The organism is Chromatiales bacterium, assembly GCA_014762505.1.
In the GTDB taxonomy this organism is placed as follows: Bacteria; Pseudomonadota; Gammaproteobacteria; order SpSt-1174; family SpSt-1174; genus SpSt-1174.
In genome coordinates, this window is record JABURS010000032.1 from 164,583 (window position 1) to 181,982 (window position 17,400).

Genomic DNA, 17,400 nt, shown 5'->3' on the forward strand with positions numbered 1-17,400 from the left:
GCGGTCATGATGCAATACAGCAATCATCCGGGCCGCCAGGCCGGTTTCAACCTCATCGAGGTGCTGGTGGCGCTGGTCGTGCTGGCAATCGGTCTGCTGGGACTGGCGAGCCTGCAGGCGAGCTCGCTCAAGTTCAACCACAGCGCCTACATGCGCACCCAGGCCATCAACCTCGCCTACGACATGTCGGATCGCATTCGTGCCAATCGCTCTGCCGCACTCTCCGGTGGCTACGAACTGGGCCTGGGTGATGGCCCTCCGGGAGCGGGATCGATCGCCTCGCAGGACCTGACGGAATGGCTCAATGCGCTGAACGCCCTGCTGCCCAGCGGAGATGGCGCGGTCTGTCGCACCAGTAACAATGCACCGACGGGGTTGGGCAGCTGCGATGGTTCGGGCGATGTCTTCGTCATCGTGGTGCAGTGGGACGACAGTCGCGGCGCGGACAGCGATGACGCCCGTGCCGCCGAGGAAACCACCCAGTTCATGCTGGTGACGGGATTATGAGCATGCTTGCACGCAATGAAGTCAGGGTGGCAGGCCACCAGCGCGGCCTCACCATCGTCGAGATCCTGGTGGCCGTGACGCTGAGCCTGATCCTGCTGGCCGGGGTCACCCAGCTCTTCATCAGCTCCAAGCGTACCTACGAGGTACAGGACGGCCTCTCGCGGCTGCAGGAGAACGGCCGGTTCGCGGTCGACTACCTGGCGCGCCATGTGCGTATGGCGGGCTATATGGGCTGCCTGTCCAACGCTGGCCTGATCACGATGCACAACAACCTCAACAATGCCGCCACGTTTGCCAACAACTTCTCGGTCGGCATCGAGGGATTCGAGGCCAATGGCACGTCGCCCGGAGACGCCTACACGATCACGGCGGAAAACCCGGCGCCTTCGGGTAACGCGGCCGGCTGGTCATCCGCGCTGGATGCCGACCTGGTCGGCCGGGTGCTCCCCGGTACGGATGTCATCGTCGTGCGCAACGCGGCGCCATCATCCGTGGCGTTGGTCGATCCGTTCAACGACAGCGCACAGATCTTTGTCTCAAATCCCAATGATCTGCAGATTGGTGACATTCTGATGGTCACCGACTGCCAGAAGGCATCCGTCTTCCAGGCGACAAATGTGCAGTCGACGGGCTTTGGTACCAATACGGTGCATGGTCAGGCGAACATGACGCCCGGCAACAGCAATTCGGTGTGGGGCAGTGACCAGGAGTACACCGAAGGCGGCGAGATCATGAAGTCGGAGATGCGCGTCTTCTATGTCGGGCAGGGTGCCAGCGGCCGGCCAGCCCTGTTCCAGCGCTCGCTGCGCAACGCCGGCGGCGGGGTGCAGCTGGTGAGCGACGAGCTGGTGGAAGGCGTGGAGAACATGCAGGTGCTCTACGGCGAGGACACGAATGGCGACCGCACGGCGGATGCGTACCGTGAAGCGGACAACGTGGCCGACTGGGGTCAGGTCGTCAGCGCACGCATTTCGTTGCTGGTGCGCAGCCCCGAGAACTCCCTTCCGGAACCCGAGACCAATACCTTCGATGTCGGTGGCGTGGACGTCGACCCGGTCGATGATCGCCGGTTGCGTCAGGTGTTCACCACCACCATCACTCTGCGAAACAGGGCGTCATGATGGCTCTCAAAGCAAAGATCTCAGGAGTGGAAGCTCAGCGTGGCGCAACACTGGTCGTCGCGCTGGTCTTTCTGCTGATCCTCACGCTGATCGGTGTCACCGCCACGCAGACATCGAATCTGCAGGAACGCATGGTGGGTAACACGCTGGACGTGAACCGGGCCTTCCAGAGTGCCGAGGCGGCCCTGCGTACCGGCGAGGCCTATCTGGAGCAGGCGGTCATCGGCCCGTTCGATGGCTCGGTCAACGGGCTCTATCAGCCGAATGAAGGTGCGACGAGCAACTTCCGGTATATCTGGCAGGACCCGACAACCGGCTGGATCACGCGACCGGGCACGCTGCCCGAGGTCACACAGCAGCCCCAGTACATCGTCGAGGAAATGCCGCCCAGGCAGGACCCGCAGGGCAGTCTGGCGGCCGACGAGCCGCTGGGTGACATCCAGTTCTATCGTGTAACCGCCCGGGGATTCGGGCAGACGACCGCGACAACGGTCATGGTGCAGTCCACCTACCGGCGCTAGGCCGCACGGGTGTGATGAGGGATCAAGTCATGCGCAAGTTCATCAAAACCGGTTTTGCCTTCGCCATCAGCGTCGCTGCACTGTTCAGTGGCCATGCCTGGTCGGGAACGGTCGCCCAGAAGCCGCTGTTTCTCAGTATCAACTCACCGGCGAACATCATGTTCCTGCTGGATGACTCCGGTTCCATGCAGTTCGAAGCCATGCCGGATGCGATTACTATTGAAAGATACATGTACCCGCGTGCCGACAGTGTTTATGGCGCCGGCGACTACACCAACCAGGTGCCGACATTTGACAGCAATGACGAGCTCAACCGCTTCATGCGCTCGTCGGCGAACAACTCGATCTACTACAACCCCCAGGTCCGGTATCGCCCGTGGTCGAAGCCGGACGGTACGCAGTTCGATAATGCGAGCACGAGTTGTGCGCCGCACAATCCATACAACACCGGTGCCGGCTGTCGGCAGTTCACCGATGTCGATGCCGATGGGGATGCGAGCACTGTCCCCAATCCTGTGAGTAACAGCGCCTACGTCCGCTGGACCAGTTTCAACTGGCTGAACCCGGGTGTGGGGATCGGGCGCAACCTGAATACGCGGACGGAGACGTTCTGGCCGGCCGTCTACTACACCTATACCGGGCCGGCCGCGGCGGGTCATTACGACGCGGCCCGCTGGAATACGGCGAACTACACCGAGACGGTCATCAATAACAAGACAGCGACCTACCCCGGTGGCCCGGCGCGTGAGGATTGCGCCAATCCCAGCGCCTGTACCTTCGAGGAGGAAATCCAGAACTTCGCCAACTGGTACACCTATTACCGCTCACGTGCCCTGCTGGCGCGGGCCGGTGCCGGCTTCGCCTTTGCCCAGCAGCGCAACAGCACGGTGCGTATCGGGTTTGCCACGCTCAACAAGGGCTTCGAGACCATCGATGGCATCTATACGCGCTCGATCGTCCGTGGTGTGAGGGAATTCAAGGACGCCAACGTGGACGCCTTCTTCGATGAGCTCTACGGTGTGGATATCCCGGCGGCCGGCACGCCGCTGCCACGCGCCCTGGAAGCAGTTGGCAACTATTACCGCAGCACCGATGACCGTGGACCCTGGAGCAATACGCCGGGTGAGGCAGGCGGTGACAGCCCCCATTCCGCCTGTCGTGGCAGTTACACGGTGGTCATGACCGATGGCTACTGGGACGAGACCACATTGAGTACCGTCTCGGGGAACGTCGATGGCACGACGGGTCCGACCATCAGCAACCCGAGTGGTGGCACCTACACCTATACACCGGAGCCGCCGTTCGAGGACAGTTATGACGAGACCCTGGCAGACGTCGCGATGTATTACTGGAGTCGCGATCTGAGAACCGATCTGCCGAACAAGGTGCCCCCGAGCCCGGCAGACGAGGCCTTCTGGCAGCACATGACCACCTTCACCATCGGCCTGGGTGTGTCGGGCACGCTGGATCCGGAAACCGACCTGCAGGGGCTGATCGACGGCAGCATCCAGTGGCCGGATGCCTCCGGGAACAACAAGGACGAACGCCGGGTGGACGATCTCTGGCACGCGGCCATCAATGGTCGGGGCGGTTACTACAGCGCCCAGGATCCGGAGAAGTTCGCCGAATCGCTGACCAATTCATTGAACACCATCCTGGGGCGTATCGCTTCCGCATCGGCAGTGGCGACGAACTCCACGCGACTCGATACCAATACGCTGATCTACCAGGCGCGTTTCGACAGCGAGGACTGGACGGGGCAGCTGCTGGCCTACGATATCCTGCCCAACGGGCAGGTGGGCGATATCATCTGGGACGCCGCCAGCCTGATCCCTGCACACGGCAGCCGGGATATCTTTACCTGGGACGATGCGATCGGTGATGGCGTGGAGTTCCTCTGGGGCAGCCTGAATGCGGCCCAGCAGGCTGCATTGAACCAGGACATGACCGGCGCGGTAGACAGTCTCGGTGCAGACCGCGTGGCCTTCATCCGCGGCGATCAGTCGGTCGAGGGCAATAATGGCGGGACCTTCCGTAACCGCGATCGCGTGCTCGGCGACATCGTCAACTCCGATCCGGCCTATGTCGGTACCGATGATTACGGTTATCGCATCCTTGACGGTGACGGTGGTGACGAGGGATTGAACTACTCGACATTCCGTGCGAGCAGTGCGTACCTGAACCGGACCAAGATGCTCTACGTCGGGGCGAATGACGGCATGCTGCATGCCTTCGATGCCGAAACGGGTGTCGAGAAGTTCGCCTTCGTGCCGAACGAAGTGATTCCGGCACTGAACCAACTGACCGATCCGGACTATAACCACCGCTATTTCGTGGATGGGGCTCCGCGGGCCGGGGATGCCTACCTGAACAGCACCTGGAAGACGGTGCTGCTCGGCTCCACCGGTGCCGGCGGCCGCTCCGTGTTCGCGCTGGATGTGACCAACCCCGATTCGTTCGATGAAACGGATGTGATGTGGGAGTTCACCAACGCGGAGCTCGGTTACACGATCGGGCAGCCGACGATCGCGAGGCTGGCGGATGAGAGCTGGGTGGCGATCTTCGGCAACGGCTACGACAGCCTGAGCCTGAAGGCGCAGCTCTTCATCGTCGACCTGGCAGACGGTTCCCTGATCAAGACCATCGATACCGGGGTGGGTGACGTCACGGTGCCGAATGGTCTGGGCACGCCCGTGCCGGTGGACATGGATGGCGACCGGGTAACGGACTACGTCTATGCCGGGGATCTGCAGGGCAACATGTGGAAGTTCGATCTGACGGCGACCAACAGCAACAGCTGGGGTATCGCCTACAAGCAGGGCAATACGCCCAAGCCCCTGTATCAGGCCTGTGCCGATGCGAACTGCACACAGCCGCGACCCATCACGGTACGCCCGACGGTTGGCCGTCATCCCGATGGCGGCGTGATGGTGTACTTCGGTACCGGCAAGTACTTCGAGGACGGTGACAACGTCGTCGATGCCTCGACCGAGGTCGATGCCTTCTACGGGATTCGCGACAACGGATCGCGCGTGTCCAGCCGCAACAACCTGCAGGAGCAGACCATCCTGCTGGAGGCGACGGCCGCTGCGGCGAATACCCAGTTCGATATCCGCGCGATCTCGAACAACCCGGTGGACTATGCGTCCAAGTCCGGCTGGTTCATCGACCTTGTCTCGCCCGTGAACGGGATCGAGGGCGAGCGGGTCATCAGCCAGGCGGTGCTGCGTAACGGACGCATCATCTTCAACACGGTGATCCCGTCACAGGATGAGTGCGACTTCGGTGGCAACAGCTGGCTGATGGAGCTCGATGCGGTGACCGGTGGACGCCTTAGCTACTCGGTGTTTGACGCCAACGGTGATGGCATCATCGATGACAACGACTTCGTCACCCTGCCGGACGGCAGCAAGGTGCCGGTATCGGGTCGTGGCATGGACGGTATCGGCAAGACGCCCGGCATCATCTCGGCCGGTGAAGTCGAATACAAGTACACCAGTACCTCGGACGGGAATATCGTGGTCACGGATGAGGCCGGTGGTGGCTCGGCATACGGCCGCCAGTCCTGGCGTCAGCTGCAGTAAGTGCAGGGAGAGATGTACATGAAATATACGGCAATGAAGCGAATCGCCCTTGTTGGCGTGCTGGTGGGCGCCTGCCTGGCACCGTTGTATGTGAGTGCAGGACCTCGGAACTACGAGGTCATGGCCACCATCTCGAATGTCGACCTGGCGGCCAAGGCGGTTTACATCGACGGCACACGCTATCGGCTCGATGAGCGCACGGTGATCTACCTGCCCACCGGCGAGATCAAGGCCTTCAAGGACCTCAAGTACGAGGACCTGCAGGGGCGCCTGGTGGGCTATGAACTGGGGCGCAGCGAGCAGGGTGGGCCGGCGATCAACAAACTCTGGATAGAAGAATAAACGGGATCGATGCTATGAGAAGACAGGAAGGTTCATGCCCTGCAAGGCAAAAGGGGTTTTCCCTGATCGAGCTGATGATCGTGGTGATGATCATCGGTATCCTGGCGGCCTTCGCCTATCCCTCCTACCAGCGTTATACGCAGGAGACACGCCGTACGGACGGTCAGGCGGCGCTGATGCGCGTGATGCAGGCCCAGGAGCGCTATTTCACCCGTACCGGGACCTACAGCACCGACCTGGCTGGCGATCTCAACTTCCCGGCCGATCCCCTGGAGTCTGACGAAGGCTTCTATCAAGTCAGTGCTGCACAATGTGATGGCGGTGCCACGGCTCTGACCAGTTGTGTGATCCTGACGGCGACGGCGCAGGGCGTGCAGGTTGTGGATGGCAACCTGACCTATGATTCCCGGGGGCAGAAGCTGCCGGCAGACAAGTGGTAGTGTCCTTTCTTCTTGGACTCTAGCAACGAAAAGCGGCGCCTTTGGCGCCGCTTTTCGTTGGGGCTGTCTGAGCCGTTCGGGTGTCAGGCGGTCCGCAATTCCCGGGGCAGGGCGAAGACCACGTTCTCTTCCAGCCCCTGCGTCTCGCTCACGGTGGTGATGCCACGCGCCTGCAGGTTGTCGATGACCTCCTTCACCAGGATCTCGGGCGCCGAGGCGCCGGCGGTGACGCCGACGGCGGTCTTGCCTTCCAGCCACTGGTCCTGGATCTCGCCGGCGTTGTCGATGAGATGGGCCTCGATGCCGTTCTTCTCGGCGATCTCGCGCAGGCGGTTGGAGTTGGAGCTGTTGGGTGAGCCCACCACCAGGACGAGGTCGCATTGTTCGGCGAGCTTCTTCACGGCGTCCTGGCGGTTCTGGGTGGCGTAGCAGATGTCGTCCTTGCGCGGGCCCACGATGGCCGGGAAGCGGGTGCGCAGGGCATCGATGACCTCGGCGGTGTCATCCACCGAGAGGGTGGTCTGGCTGACGAAGGCGAGGTGCTCGGGGTCGTCGACCTCGAGTGTGGCCACGTCGGCCGGTGACTCGACCAGGTAGATCTTTCCGCCCTGGGATACGTCGTACTGGCCGAGTGTACCCTCGACCTCGGGGTGGCCGGCATGGCCGATGAGGATGGTCTCCCGTCCCTCGCGGCTGTAGCGCACCACCTCCATGTGTACCTTGGTCACCAGCGGGCAGGTGGCATCGAAGACGCGAAGGCCGCGGGCCTCGGCCTCGCGGCGTACGGCCTGCGAGACGCCGTGGGCGCTGAAGATCACGGTGGCTTGGTTCGGCACCTCGTCGAGTTCCTCGACGAAGACGGCGCCCTTCGCACGCAGACCCTCCACGACGAACTTGTTGTGCACCACTTCGTGACGCACATAGATGGGCGCACCGAAGAGCTCGAGCGCGCGCTCGACGATGTCGATGGCGCGGTCGACGCCGGCGCAGAAGCCGCGGGGATTGGCGAGGAGTACCTGCATGGGCGGAAGCTTAGGGGGTTTGTCGGGGACGGGCAACAGTTCCCGGATGGGACATATGGGTATTCGGCAAAAGGGAATTCGCCGGCCATGGTGTCGTAGGAGCGCTGCAAGGCGCGATTGGCATTGGTTGACGTTCCTCGATCGCGCCTTGCAGTGCTCCTACGGTGCCGTTTTTACCCAGTGGCCAAGGACCTCACGCACCCGACAGCACGTCCAGGATCTCCACGCTGAAGGTGATCTCGTGGCCGGCCAGCGGGTGGTTGAAGTCCATGACGATGCGCTCGCCGTCGATTTCCTTCACGGCGGCCAGGATCTCGTCGCCGGCCGGCGTCGTGAAGCCGATGATCTGCCCGACCTCGGGCTCCATGTCGCCGGGGAAGTCGGCGCGGGTGAGCTCCTGAATGCCATCCGGGTCGTGAAAGCCGAAGGCGCTCTCGGGGCCGATGCGCAGGGTCTGGGTGTCGCCGGCCCGCAGTCCCATCAGGGCGAGCTCGAGGCCCTGGATGAAGGTACCGTCGCCCAGGGTGAATTCGAGCGGCGCGTCGCCCTCGGTGCTGTCCACCACCAGGCCGGTCTCCAGCATGACGGTGTAGTGCAGGGTGACCCGGCTGCCCGGGCCGATCTCAGGTCTTGGATCCGGCATAGCGCTGTTCCCTGAAGGGGTCGCCTTCGTTGTGATAGCCGCGGGTCTCCCAGAACCCGGGTTCGTCTTCTGCATGCAGGCTGATCGCGACCAGCCACTTGCTACTCTTCCAGAAATAGCGGCTCGGCACCAGGGCGCGCACCGGGCCGCCGTGCTCGGTGCTGAGCGGTTTGCCGTCCGCCGCGATGGCGAGCAGGGCATCGTCCGCCAGCAGCAGCTCCAGTGGCAGGTTGGCGCTGTAGCCGTCCATGCCGTGCAGCAGGGCGTGGCGGGCCTCCGGTCTCGGTCCGGCCAGGGCCAGGACGTCACGCAGGCGCACGCCCCGCCAGGGCACGTCGAGCCGCGACCAGCGGGTGACACAGTGGATGTCGCAGGTGATGTCCACCATCGGCAGCGTATTGAGCTGCGCCCAGTCGATGCGTTGCGGGCGTTCCACCGCCCCCTTGAGGGTGAGCCGCCAGTCGGCCGGCCGGATCTTCGGCCGATGCCCGAGGTCCAGCACCGGGAAGCGGTCGACCACGCGCTGGCCGGGCGGGATGCGGCCACTGGGGTCGTCCTGCGGGCGGCGCGGTCCGGGGTCGCGCCCGATGGCGCGAAGACGTGACTGCAGCCGGCGCACGAATCCGGTCATGACACTCAGGTGCGCGACTTGCGCGAGAGGAACAGGGCCTCGGCGATGAGCAGGATCGCGCCGATGGTGATGGCGGAATCGGCGATGTTGAAGGCCGGCCAGTGATAGCGGCCGTAGTAGAAGTCGAGGAAGTCGATCACGTGCCCATGCCAGAGCCGGTCGATGAGGTTGCCGACGGCCCCGCCGAGGATCAGCGAGAGCGCCGCTGCCACCACCTTTTCCTCACGCGGCAGGCGCCATAGCCAGTGGATGATGAGCGCGCCGATGCCGAGGGCCAGGGCGACGAAGAACCAGCGCTGCCAGCCGCCGGCGTCCGCCAGGAAGCTGAAGGCCGCCCCCGGGTTGTAGGCCAGTGAGAAGTTGAAGAAGGGCAACACCGCCTTGGGCGCATACAGGGTGAGGGCATGCTCGGCGTAGAGCTTGCTGGCCTGGTCGACCAGGATCACCGCCACCGAGAGCCACAGCCAGCGCAGCATCCGGATGGCCTCAGGCGAAGCTGCGTTGTTCGCCGCCGCCGGCGACGTTGCTCACGCAGCGACCGCAGAGCTCGGGGTGCTCGGCGTCCGCACCCACGTCCTCGCGGTGGTGCCAGCAGCGGCTGCACTTGGCGTGTGCGCTCTTCGACACCGTCACCCACACGGTCTCGCCGTTGCGGAGCTTCACGGCGACGGCGTCCTGCGGGCGTTCGGCCGCCGGGTGGCGGCGGGCGTAGGAGGTGATCAGCACGAAGCGCAGCTCGTCCTCGAGCATGGCCAGCAGGCCGGCGATGGTCGCGTCGTCCTCGACGTAGAGATCGACCTCGGCCTCCAGGCCCGAGCCGATGTCGCCGGCGGCGCGCACCCGCTCCAGCTCGCGGTTGATGCCCTCGCGCAGCTCGATGACCTGCGCCCAGTAGTCGGCGTTCATGGGTTCGTCGGTGTCCAGGGCGAACAGGCCCTCGTACCAGGTCTCGAAGAACACGGATTCGCCGCGCTCGCCCGGGATCAGCGGCCAGATCTCCTCGGCGGTAAAGCTCAGCACCGGGGCGATCCAGCGGGTGAGCGCCTCGATCACGTGGTACATCGCGGTCTGCGCCGAACGGCGCGCGATGCTGTCCTTTTGCGTGGTGTACTGGCGGTCCTTGATGATGTCGAGGTAGAAGCTGCCGAGCTCCACCGAGCAGAAGTTGTGGATCTCCTGGTAGATGGTGTGGAAGGCGTATTCCTCGTAGGCGCGGGCGAGCGTCGCCTGCAGCTGCTGGGCCTGGTCCACGGCCCAGCGGTCCAGCGCCAGCATGTCCTCGGGCGCGACCATGTGTGCGGCGGGATCGAAGCCGTTGAGGTTGGCCAGCAGGAAACGCGCGGTGTTGCGGATGCGGCGGTAGGCGTCGGCGGTGCGCTTGAGGATCTCGTCGGAGACGGTCATCTCGCGCGAGTAGTCGCAGCTCGACACCCACAGGCGCAGGATGTCGGCGCCCAGGCTGTTGACCACCTTCTGCGGGGCGACCACGTTGCCCTTGGACTTGGACATCTTCTGCCCCTTGGCGTCCACCGTGAAACCGTGGGTGAGCACCTGCCGGTAGGGCGCGCGGCCGTGCACGGCCACCGAGGTCAGCAACGATGACTGGAACCAGCCGCGGTGCTGGTCCGAGCCCTCGAGATACAGGTCGGCCGGACTGCGCAGGTTGTCGCGGTCGTCCAGCACGCAGGCGTGGGTCACACCCGAGTCGAACCACACGTCCAGGGTGTCGGCGACCTTGTCGTAGTCGCCGGCCTCGGCGCCGAGCAGTTCCTCGGGCTCCAGCGCGAACCAGGCGTCGATGCCGTCTGCCGCCACACGGCGGGCCACCTCCTCGATGAGCTCGTGGGTGTTGGGGTGCAGCTCGCCGGTCTGCCTGTGAACGAACAGGGCGATGGGCACGCCCCAGGTGCGCTGGCGCGAGATGCACCAGTCGGGGCGGTTCTCCACCATGCCGCGGATGCGGGCCTGGCCCCAGTCCGGCATCCATTCGACGTTGCCGATGGCCGCGACGGCGCCGTCGCGCAGGCCGTTCTGGTTCATGCTGATGAACCACTGCGGCGTGGCGCGGAAGATGATCGGCGTCTTGTGGCGCCAGCAGTGTGGGTAGCTGTGGCGCAGCTTGCCGTCGGCCACCAGTGTGCCGTGTTCGCGCAGCACCTCGATGACATGCCCGTTGACCTTGTGCACCGATTCGCCGGCGAACAGCGGCGTGTCGGGCAGGAAGCAGCCGTCGCCGCCCACCGGGTTCTCCACCGGCAGGTCGTAACGGCGGCCGACGATGTAGTCGTCCTGGCCGTGGCCGGGCGCGGTGTGCACGGCGCCGGTACCGCTCTCGGTGGTGACGTGTTCGCCGAGGATCACCGGGACCTGGCGGTCGTAGAAGGGGTGCTTGAGCAGCAGGTGTTCGAGGTCGGCCCCCTGGCAGCGGCCGAGTTCGGTGATCGCCACCTCGAGACCGAAGCGCGCGAGCGCGGCGTCCTTCAGCTCGGCGGCCAGCACCAGGCGCTCGTCGCCGGCCTGCAGCAGCAGGTACTCGAGTTCGGGGTGCAGGGCCACGGCCTGGTTGGCCGGCAGGGTCCAGGGGGTGGTGGTCCAGATGACGATGGAGACCGGGCCCATGCCCGTCGTATCCTGGAAGCGGGCGGCCATGGCATCGGGGTCGACCGCCTCGAAGCGCACGTCGATCTGCGCCGAGGTCTTGTCCTCGTATTCCACTTCCGCCTCGGCCAGGGCCGAACCGCAGTCCACGCACCAGTGCACGGGCTTCTCGCCCTTGTGCAGGTGGCCGTTGTCGATGATGCGCCCCAGGGTGCGGATGATGTTCGCCTCGAAGGCGTAGTCCATGGTGAGGTAGGGGCGGTCCCAGTCACCGAGCACGCCCAGGCGGCGGAAGTCGCGCTTCTGCCCGGCCACCTGCTCGGCGGCGTAGGCGCGGCAGTTGTCGCGGAAGGTCTTCGCATCGACCTTCACGCCGGCCTTGCCGACGCTCTTTTCCACCTGCAGCTCGATGGGCAGGCCGTGGCAGTCCCAGCCCGGCACGTAGGGGGCGTCGAAACCGGCCAGCGTCTTGCTCTTGACGATGATGTCCTTCAGGACCTTGTTCACCGCGTGACCGATGTGGATGTCGCCGTTGGCGTAGGGCGGGCCGTCGTGCAGGATGAACTTCGGCCGGCCGGCGCTGATCTCGCGGATCTTCTCGTAGCGCTTCGCCGCGTCCCAGGCCGCGAGCATGTCGGGCTCGCGCTGGGCAAGGTTTCCGCGCATGGGAAACTCGGTGTCGGGCAGGTTGAGCGTGTGCTTGTAGTCGGTCACATCAAATCCCGTTTATTGAACGTTAGGCCGGGTCGGAATACTTGTTGGCGAAAAAGGCGCGTGCGGCCTCGGCGTCGCGGCCGATCTGCGCGATCAGGGCGTCGAGCGAGTCGAAGCGCTGCTCGTCGCGCAGCCGGTGCAGCAGGTCGACCTGCACGTGGCGGCCGTAGAGGTCGCCGTCAAAGTCCAGCAGGTGCACCTCCAGGCGGTTCTCCACCCCGTCCACGGTGGGGCGCCGGCCCACGTTGGCCACGCCGGGCAGCGGTTCGCCCGCCACGCCGAACAGCTCCACCGCGAACACGCCGCGCACCGGCGAGATCTGGCGCTCGAGCTTGAGGTTGGCGGTCGGGAAGCCGATGCTGCGCCCGCGCTTGTCGCCATGCGCCACCCGCCCGCAGAGGCGGAAGGGGCGGCCGAGCAGCTGTTCGGCCGCGGCCATGTCGCCCGCCTCCAGGGCCTCGCGGATGCGCGTACTGCTCACCCGCGCCGCGCCGATGCGGAAGGTGTGCATGTTCACCACCTGGAAGCCCCGGGCCGCGCCGGCGGCCTGGAGCATGGCGAAGTCCCCCGCACGGCCCTGGCCGAAGCGGAAGTCGTCGCCCACCACCAGGTATTGCACGCCCAGGCCGTCCACCAGCACCCGCTCGATGAAGTCCTGCGCCGGCATGGCGGCGCGCCGCGCATCGAAGCGCAGGCACAGCAGCCGGTCCACCGAGAAACGCCGCAGCGCCTGCAGCTTCTCGCGAAACCGCGTCAGCCGGGCCGGGGCCTGGTCGCCGAGGAAGTACTCGTGCGGCAGCGGCTCGAAGGTGATCACCGTGGATGGCAGGCCGAGGGCGTCGGCCTTCTCCGCCAGCTGGCCGAGCACGGCCTGGTGGCCGAGGTGCACGCCGTCGAAATTGCCGATGGTGGCAACGCAACCACGATGACGCTCGCGCAGATTGTGCAGGCCGCGTATCAGTTCCATGGGCAGTCGGGCTGGGCGCGGCCGGTGGCCGACGCGGAAAAGGCCCGATTATACGTGGCTTTGCGCCGTCAGTCGCGGGTCAGGTCCGCCGGGCGCAGGCCGAGTGCCACCAGCACCGCGGAATAGCTGAGCGCACCGGCAGCGACCAGGCCGGCGAGCCAGGCCGCGCGCATGGCCCCGCCCATGAGCTCCCACTGGTCGGCTGCCGGGTTGAGCGCGAGCAGTACCGCCGCCATCACCGCCGTGGCGGCGAGCGTACGCGACCAGGTGGCGAGCCAGCCGGGCCGCGGCCGGTAGATGCCGTGCCGGCGCAGGTTGACATAGAGCAGCCCGGCGTTGACGAAGCCCGCCAGGGCCGTCGCCAGGGCCAGGCCGGCGTGCGGCGCCGGCGTGTCCGTGAGCAGCCAGGGCGTGAGGATCAGGGCATTGAAGGCCATGTTGGCGAACATCGCCGTGATGCCGATCTTCACCGGCGTGGCCGTGTCCTGGCGCGAATAAAAGCCGGGCGCCAGGAGCTTGACCAGGATGAACGCCGGCAGGCCGGTGGCATAGGTCATCAGGCTCAGCGCCGCCATGTCCACGTCCAGGCGCGTGAACTGGCCATACTGGATGAGCGTGAACAGGATGGGGGCGGCCAGCACGATCAGGCCCGCCATGGCCGGGATGCAGACCAGCACGCCCAGGCGCAGCGCCCAGTCCAGGGTGGCGTTGAAGCCGTCCGCGCTCTCCGCCGCGTGCTGCTGGGAGAGCCTGGGCAGGATCACGGTGCCGATGGCCACGCCGATCAGGGCCAGGGGCAGCTCCACGAAGCGGTCCGACAGGTACAGCCAGGTGAGGCTGCCGGTGACGAAGAACGAGGCGATGGTGGTGTTGATGAGGAGGTTCACCTGCGCCACCGAGGAGCCGAACAGGGTGGGCAGCATCAGCCGGAGGATGCGCCGCACCCCCTCGAAACGGAAGTCGACCCGCGGGCGGGGGACCAGCCCCAGGCGCCAGAGGAACGGGAGCTGGAAGGCCAGCTGCAGCACCCCCGCGATGAACACCCCCCAGGCCAGCGCCGTGATGGGGTCGGCCATGAGCGGGGCCAGCCACAGGGCACAGGCGATCAGCGCCAGGTTGAGGAATACCGGCGTGAAGGCCGGTATGGCGAAGCGACCGAAGCTGTTGAGTATCCCCCCGGCAAAGGCCGTCAGCGAGATGAACAGGATGTAGGGGAAGGTGATGCGCAGCATCTCGGTGGCCAGCGCATGCTGTTCGGGCTTGTCCTCGAAGTGAAACCCCGCGGCGAAGACGTTAATGATCCAGGGGGCGGCCAGGATGCCCACGGCCGTGACCAGGAACAGGATCAGCGCCAGGGCGCCCGCGACATGGTCGATCAGGGCCTGCATGTCCTCCCGGCTGCGGCGCTCCTTGTATTCGGAGAGCACGGGCACGAAGGCCAGCGAGAAGGCCCCTTCGGCGAACAGGCGCCGCAGCAGGTTGGGGATGCGAAAGGCCACGACGAAGGCGTCCGTGGCCCCCGAGGCGCCGAAGATGACCGCGATCACCGCATCGCGGAGGTAGCCGAACAGGCGCGAGACCAGCGTCATCGCGCTCACGATCGCGCCGGATCTGAAGAGTTTGCGGCTCAGTGGGGGCTCCATGGCATGAGAGGGCCGATCACAGGGGTTTTACCGGAAACCGGGCCGACCCGCAAAGCCGCCGTGCCGCACGGTTTCGCCGGTGAACGGGGCGTTGACATCGCGGGTGGAAACGGGCAGACTACGCGGCCTTCAGGCTTTACACCGAATTTTTCAGGAGAGTACCTTGGCCAATTCAGCTTCCGCCCGCAAGCGCGCCCGTCAGGCCGAAAAGCGTCGCGAACACAACGTGGCCCTGCGCTCGCGCATGCGCACCTACATGAAGAAGGTCGTCAACGCGATTGCCGCGGGTGACAAGACCAACGCGCAGGCCGCCTACAAGGAAGCCGTGCCGATGATGGATGCCGGCGTGACCAAGGGCCTGATGCACAAGAACAAGGCCGCTCGTCACAAGAGCCGCATGAACGCTGCCATCAAGGCGATGGACTGAGTCCCAGCCTGCAGCGCATAAAAAAGCCGGCCCTGGGCCGGCTTTTTTATGCGCGTGAGGCGTCGGTATGAAAATCCGCCTCACTCCTCACATCCCTACACCAGCACCAGGTTGTCCCGGTGCACCAGTTCCGGTTCGTCCACGTAGCCCAGTAGTGCCTCGATGGCCTCGCTGGGCCTGCCGATGATCCTGCGGGCCTCGTCGGCCGAGTAGTTCACCAGGCCGCGGGCGATCTCCCGCCCCTGATCGTCGATGAGGCCGACGACGTCGCCGCGGGCAAACTGGCCGTCCACGGCCTTCACGCCCACGGGCAGCAGGGAGCGTCCCGACTCGCGGATGACGCGGCTGGCCCCCGCGTCGAGCTGCAGGCGCCCCTTGGCACGCATGTGGCTGGCGAGCCACTGCTTGCGGGCGGCCAGGGGTTCCTGGCCGGGGGTGAGCAGGGTACCCAGGCGTTCGCCCTCGGCCAGGCGCATGAGCACGCCGGGCTCGCGGCCGGAGGCGATGAGGGTGGCGGCGCCCGAGCGGGCGGCGCGGCGGGCGGCGGTGATCTTTGTGGTCATGCCGCCGCTGCCGATCAGCGTGCCGGAGGGGCCGGCCACCTCCAGCAGGCGCGGGTCCTCCGCGGCGGCCTCGTGGATGAGTTCGGCATCGGCATGCTGGCGCGGGTCGCGATCGTAGACGCCCTGCTGGTCGGTGAGGATCACGAGCACATCGGCCACCACCAGGTTGGCCACCAGCGCCCCCAGGGTGTCGTTGTCGCCGAAGCGGATCTCGTCGGTGGCCACGGTGTCGTTTTCGTTCACCACCGGGATCACGCCCAGCCCCAGCAGGGTCTGCAGGGTGCTGCGGGCGTTGAGGTAGCGGCGCCGGTCGGCCAGGTCCTCGTGGGTGAGCAGTACCTGGGCGGCGTGCAGGCCGTGGCCCTTGAAGTGGTGCTCGTAGGCCTGCACCAGGCCCATCTGGCCGATGGCCGCGGCGGCCTGCAGCTCGTGCAGGGCGTGGGGGCGGCGCTTCCAGCCCATGCGGCTCATGCCCTCGGCCACGGCGCCGGAGGAGACCAGCACGATCTGCTTGCCCGCCTCGCGCAGGCGCGCGATCTGCTCGGCCCAGGTGGCGATGGCGGCGTGGTCCAGGCCGCGGCCGTCGTTGGTGATCAGCGAGCTGCCGATCTTGATGACCCAGCGCTGCGCGCTACCCAGCGTTGTCCTGTTCTTCGTCATGCGCCTTCAGGTACCGGTGGATGTGGTTGACGAGATCCTGCGTGCCCTCGTGGGTGGCCGCCGAGACGCGGAATACCGGGCCATCCCAGGCCAGGGCCCCGATGAGCGCCTGGCAGCGCGCATCGCGCTCGTCCTCGGCCAGCAGGTCGATCTTGTTGATCACCAGCCAGCGCTCGCGGCCGGCCAGTTCGGGGCTGAACTTGACCAGCTCGTCGGCGATGATGCGCACCTCCTCGGCGGGGTCGGCATCCGGGTCCAGCGGTGCGATGTCGACCAGGTGCAGCAGCAGGCGGGTGCGCTGCAGGTGCTTGAGGAACTGGATGCCCAGGCCCTGACCCTCGGCCGCGCCCTCGATGAGCCCGGGCACGTCGGCGATGACGAAGCTCTCTCCCGCGCCGAGTTTCACCACGCCGAGGTTGGGGTAGAGCGTGGTGAAGGGGTAGTCGGCGATCTTGGGCCGGGCCGCGGAGACCGCGCTGATGAAGGTGGACTTGCCGGCATTGGGCATGCCCAGCAGGCCGACGTCGGCCAGCAGCTTCAGCTCCAGGCGCAGCTCGCGGCGCTCGCCCGGGGTGCCGGGCTTGGACTGGCGCGGGGCGCGGTTGGTCGAGCTCTTGTAGCGCGTGTTGCCCAGGCCATGGAAGCCGCCCTGGGCGACCAGCAGGCGCTGGCCGGCCTCGGTGATGTCGCCGATGAGCTCGTCGGTGTCGCGATCGTAGACCAGGGTGCCGAGCGGCACGGGCACGAACTTGTCGTTGCCGGCCTTGCCGGTCATGTTGCGGCCCTGGCCGTTCTGGCCGCGCTCGGCCTCGTAGTAGCGCTCGTGGCGGAAGTCGATCAGGGTGTTGAGGTCGGAGTCGCCCACCAGGTAGACGCTGCCGCCGTCGCCGCCATCGCCGCCGTCCGGGCCGCCGAAGGGGATGTATTTCTCGCGACGGAAGCTCACGCAGCCGTTGCCGCCGTCGCCGGCCTTGACCTTGATGACTGCTTCGTCGACGAATTTCATGGCGATGCTAC

Annotated in this window: 16 protein-coding genes; 7 read left to right on the forward strand and 9 right to left on the reverse strand. The window is 66.0% G+C overall.

Features of this window, described 5'->3' with window-relative positions; translation table 11 throughout:
• Positions 1-9 precede the first annotated feature (9 nt).
• The 6 genes from pilV to HUJ28_05770 are packed head-to-tail and all read left to right on the forward strand — an operon-like array spanning position 10 to position 6,515.
• Positions 10-507, forward strand: a complete 498-nt coding sequence (gene pilV, locus HUJ28_05745) for a type IV pilus modification protein PilV (GenBank protein ID MBD3618955.1) — start codon at positions 10-12, stop codon at positions 505-507.
• Between the two features lie 2 nt (positions 508-509).
• The gene (locus HUJ28_05750; GenBank protein MBD3618956.1) at positions 510-1,628 is read left to right on the forward strand and encodes a PilW family protein; all 1,119 of its coding nucleotides are present in this window, start codon (positions 510-512) and stop codon (positions 1,626-1,628) included.
• Positions 1,629-1,654: 26 nt separating this feature from the next.
• Positions 1,655-2,149: a hypothetical protein gene (locus HUJ28_05755; protein ID MBD3618957.1), complete on the forward strand. Its 495-nt coding sequence runs from the start codon at positions 1,655-1,657 to the stop codon at positions 2,147-2,149.
• 29 nt (positions 2,150-2,178) lie between these two features.
• Entirely contained in the window at positions 2,179-5,733 is a 3,555-nt protein-coding gene (locus HUJ28_05760) for a pilus assembly protein (protein ID MBD3618958.1), read from the forward strand.
• A gap of 18 nt (positions 5,734-5,751) precedes the next feature.
• On the forward strand, positions 5,752-6,075 hold the full coding sequence (locus tag HUJ28_05765; protein ID MBD3618959.1) for a hypothetical protein: 324 nt from the start codon (positions 5,752-5,754) through the stop codon (positions 6,073-6,075).
• 14 nt (positions 6,076-6,089) lie between these two features.
• Positions 6,090-6,515, forward strand: coding sequence for a type IV pilin protein (locus HUJ28_05770; protein ID MBD3618960.1), 426 nt, complete (start codon positions 6,090-6,092; stop codon positions 6,513-6,515).
• Positions 6,516-6,598: 83 nt separating this feature from the next.
• Here the strand turns inward: HUJ28_05770 and ispH are convergent, their stop codons facing one another.
• From ispH to murJ, 7 genes are all read right to left on the reverse strand, one after another.
• A complete protein-coding gene (gene ispH / locus HUJ28_05775) occupies positions 6,599-7,537 on the reverse strand; it encodes a 4-hydroxy-3-methylbut-2-enyl diphosphate reductase (GenBank protein ID MBD3618961.1) in 939 nt (312 codons plus the stop codon).
• Between the two features lie 193 nt (positions 7,538-7,730).
• Entirely contained in the window at positions 7,731-8,180 is a 450-nt protein-coding gene (locus tag HUJ28_05780) for a peptidylprolyl isomerase (GenBank protein MBD3618962.1), read from the reverse strand.
• On the reverse strand, positions 8,161-8,811 hold the full coding sequence (locus HUJ28_05785; GenBank protein MBD3618963.1) for a molybdopterin-dependent oxidoreductase: 651 nt from the start codon (positions 8,809-8,811) through the stop codon (positions 8,161-8,163). The genes HUJ28_05780 and HUJ28_05785 overlap by 20 nt, the downstream gene beginning before the upstream one ends.
• A 5-nt stretch (positions 8,812-8,816) precedes the next feature.
• Positions 8,817-9,287: a lipoprotein signal peptidase gene (locus tag HUJ28_05790; protein ID MBD3618964.1), complete on the reverse strand. Its 471-nt coding sequence runs from the start codon at positions 9,285-9,287 to the stop codon at positions 8,817-8,819.
• A 10-nt stretch (positions 9,288-9,297) separates the two neighbouring features.
• On the reverse strand, positions 9,298-12,123 hold the full coding sequence (ileS, locus tag HUJ28_05795) for an isoleucine--tRNA ligase (protein ID MBD3618965.1): 2,826 nt from the start codon (positions 12,121-12,123) through the stop codon (positions 9,298-9,300).
• Between the two features lie 22 nt (positions 12,124-12,145).
• A complete protein-coding gene (ribF, locus tag HUJ28_05800; protein ID MBD3618966.1) occupies positions 12,146-13,090 on the reverse strand; it encodes a bifunctional riboflavin kinase/FAD synthetase in 945 nt (314 codons plus the stop codon).
• 68 nt (positions 13,091-13,158) lie between these two features.
• Positions 13,159-14,733: a murein biosynthesis integral membrane protein MurJ gene (gene murJ, locus HUJ28_05805; GenBank protein ID MBD3618967.1), complete on the reverse strand. Its 1,575-nt coding sequence runs from the start codon at positions 14,731-14,733 to the stop codon at positions 13,159-13,161.
• Positions 14,734-14,896: 163 nt separating this feature from the next.
• On the opposite strand from murJ, the gene rpsT reads away from it, so the two are divergent.
• Positions 14,897-15,160, forward strand: a complete 264-nt coding sequence (rpsT, locus tag HUJ28_05810; GenBank protein ID MBD3618968.1) for a 30S ribosomal protein S20 — start codon at positions 14,897-14,899, stop codon at positions 15,158-15,160.
• A 95-nt stretch (positions 15,161-15,255) separates the two neighbouring features.
• Here rpsT and HUJ28_05815 read toward each other — a convergent pair whose 3' ends face one another.
• The gene (locus tag HUJ28_05815) at positions 15,256-16,383 is read right to left on the reverse strand and encodes a glutamate 5-kinase (protein MBD3618969.1); all 1,128 of its coding nucleotides are present in this window, start codon (positions 16,381-16,383) and stop codon (positions 15,256-15,258) included.
• Positions 16,355-17,389, reverse strand: coding sequence for a GTPase ObgE (gene obgE / locus HUJ28_05820; protein ID MBD3618970.1), 1,035 nt, complete (start codon positions 17,387-17,389; stop codon positions 16,355-16,357). The genes HUJ28_05815 and obgE overlap by 29 nt, the downstream gene beginning before the upstream one ends.
• Between the last annotated feature and the right edge of the window lie 11 nt (positions 17,390-17,400).

Excerpts from the sequence above, each read along its gene's own strand:
- pilV (MBD3618955.1), top strand. The coding sequence starts at position 10 with ATGCAATACAGCAATCATCCGGGCCGCCAGGCCGGTTTCAACCTCATC.
- HUJ28_05750 (MBD3618956.1), top strand. The coding sequence starts at position 510 with ATGCTTGCACGCAATGAAGTCAGGGTGGCAGGCCACCAGCGCGGCCTC.
- HUJ28_05760 (MBD3618958.1), top strand. The coding sequence starts at position 2,179 with ATGCGCAAGTTCATCAAAACCGGTTTTGCCTTCGCCATCAGCGTCGCT.
- HUJ28_05765 (MBD3618959.1), top strand. The coding sequence starts at position 5,752 with ATGAAATATACGGCAATGAAGCGAATCGCCCTTGTTGGCGTGCTGGTG.
- HUJ28_05770 (MBD3618960.1), top strand. The coding sequence starts at position 6,090 with ATGAGAAGACAGGAAGGTTCATGCCCTGCAAGGCAAAAGGGGTTTTCC.
- ispH (MBD3618961.1), bottom strand. The coding sequence starts at position 7,537 with ATGCAGGTACTCCTCGCCAATCCCCGCGGCTTCTGCGCCGGCGTCGAC.
- HUJ28_05780 (MBD3618962.1), bottom strand. The coding sequence starts at position 8,180 with ATGCCGGATCCAAGACCTGAGATCGGCCCGGGCAGCCGGGTCACCCTG.
- HUJ28_05785 (MBD3618963.1), bottom strand. The coding sequence starts at position 8,811 with ATGACCGGATTCGTGCGCCGGCTGCAGTCACGTCTTCGCGCCATCGGG.
- HUJ28_05790 (MBD3618964.1), bottom strand. The coding sequence starts at position 9,287 with ATGCTGCGCTGGCTGTGGCTCTCGGTGGCGGTGATCCTGGTCGACCAG.
- ribF (MBD3618966.1), bottom strand. The coding sequence starts at position 13,090 with ATGGAACTGATACGCGGCCTGCACAATCTGCGCGAGCGTCATCGTGGT.
- murJ (MBD3618967.1), bottom strand. The coding sequence starts at position 14,733 with ATGGAGCCCCCACTGAGCCGCAAACTCTTCAGATCCGGCGCGATCGTG.
- HUJ28_05815 (MBD3618969.1), bottom strand. The coding sequence starts at position 16,383 with ATGACGAAGAACAGGACAACGCTGGGTAGCGCGCAGCGCTGGGTCATC.
- obgE (MBD3618970.1), bottom strand. The coding sequence starts at position 17,389 with ATGAAATTCGTCGACGAAGCAGTCATCAAGGTCAAGGCCGGCGACGGC.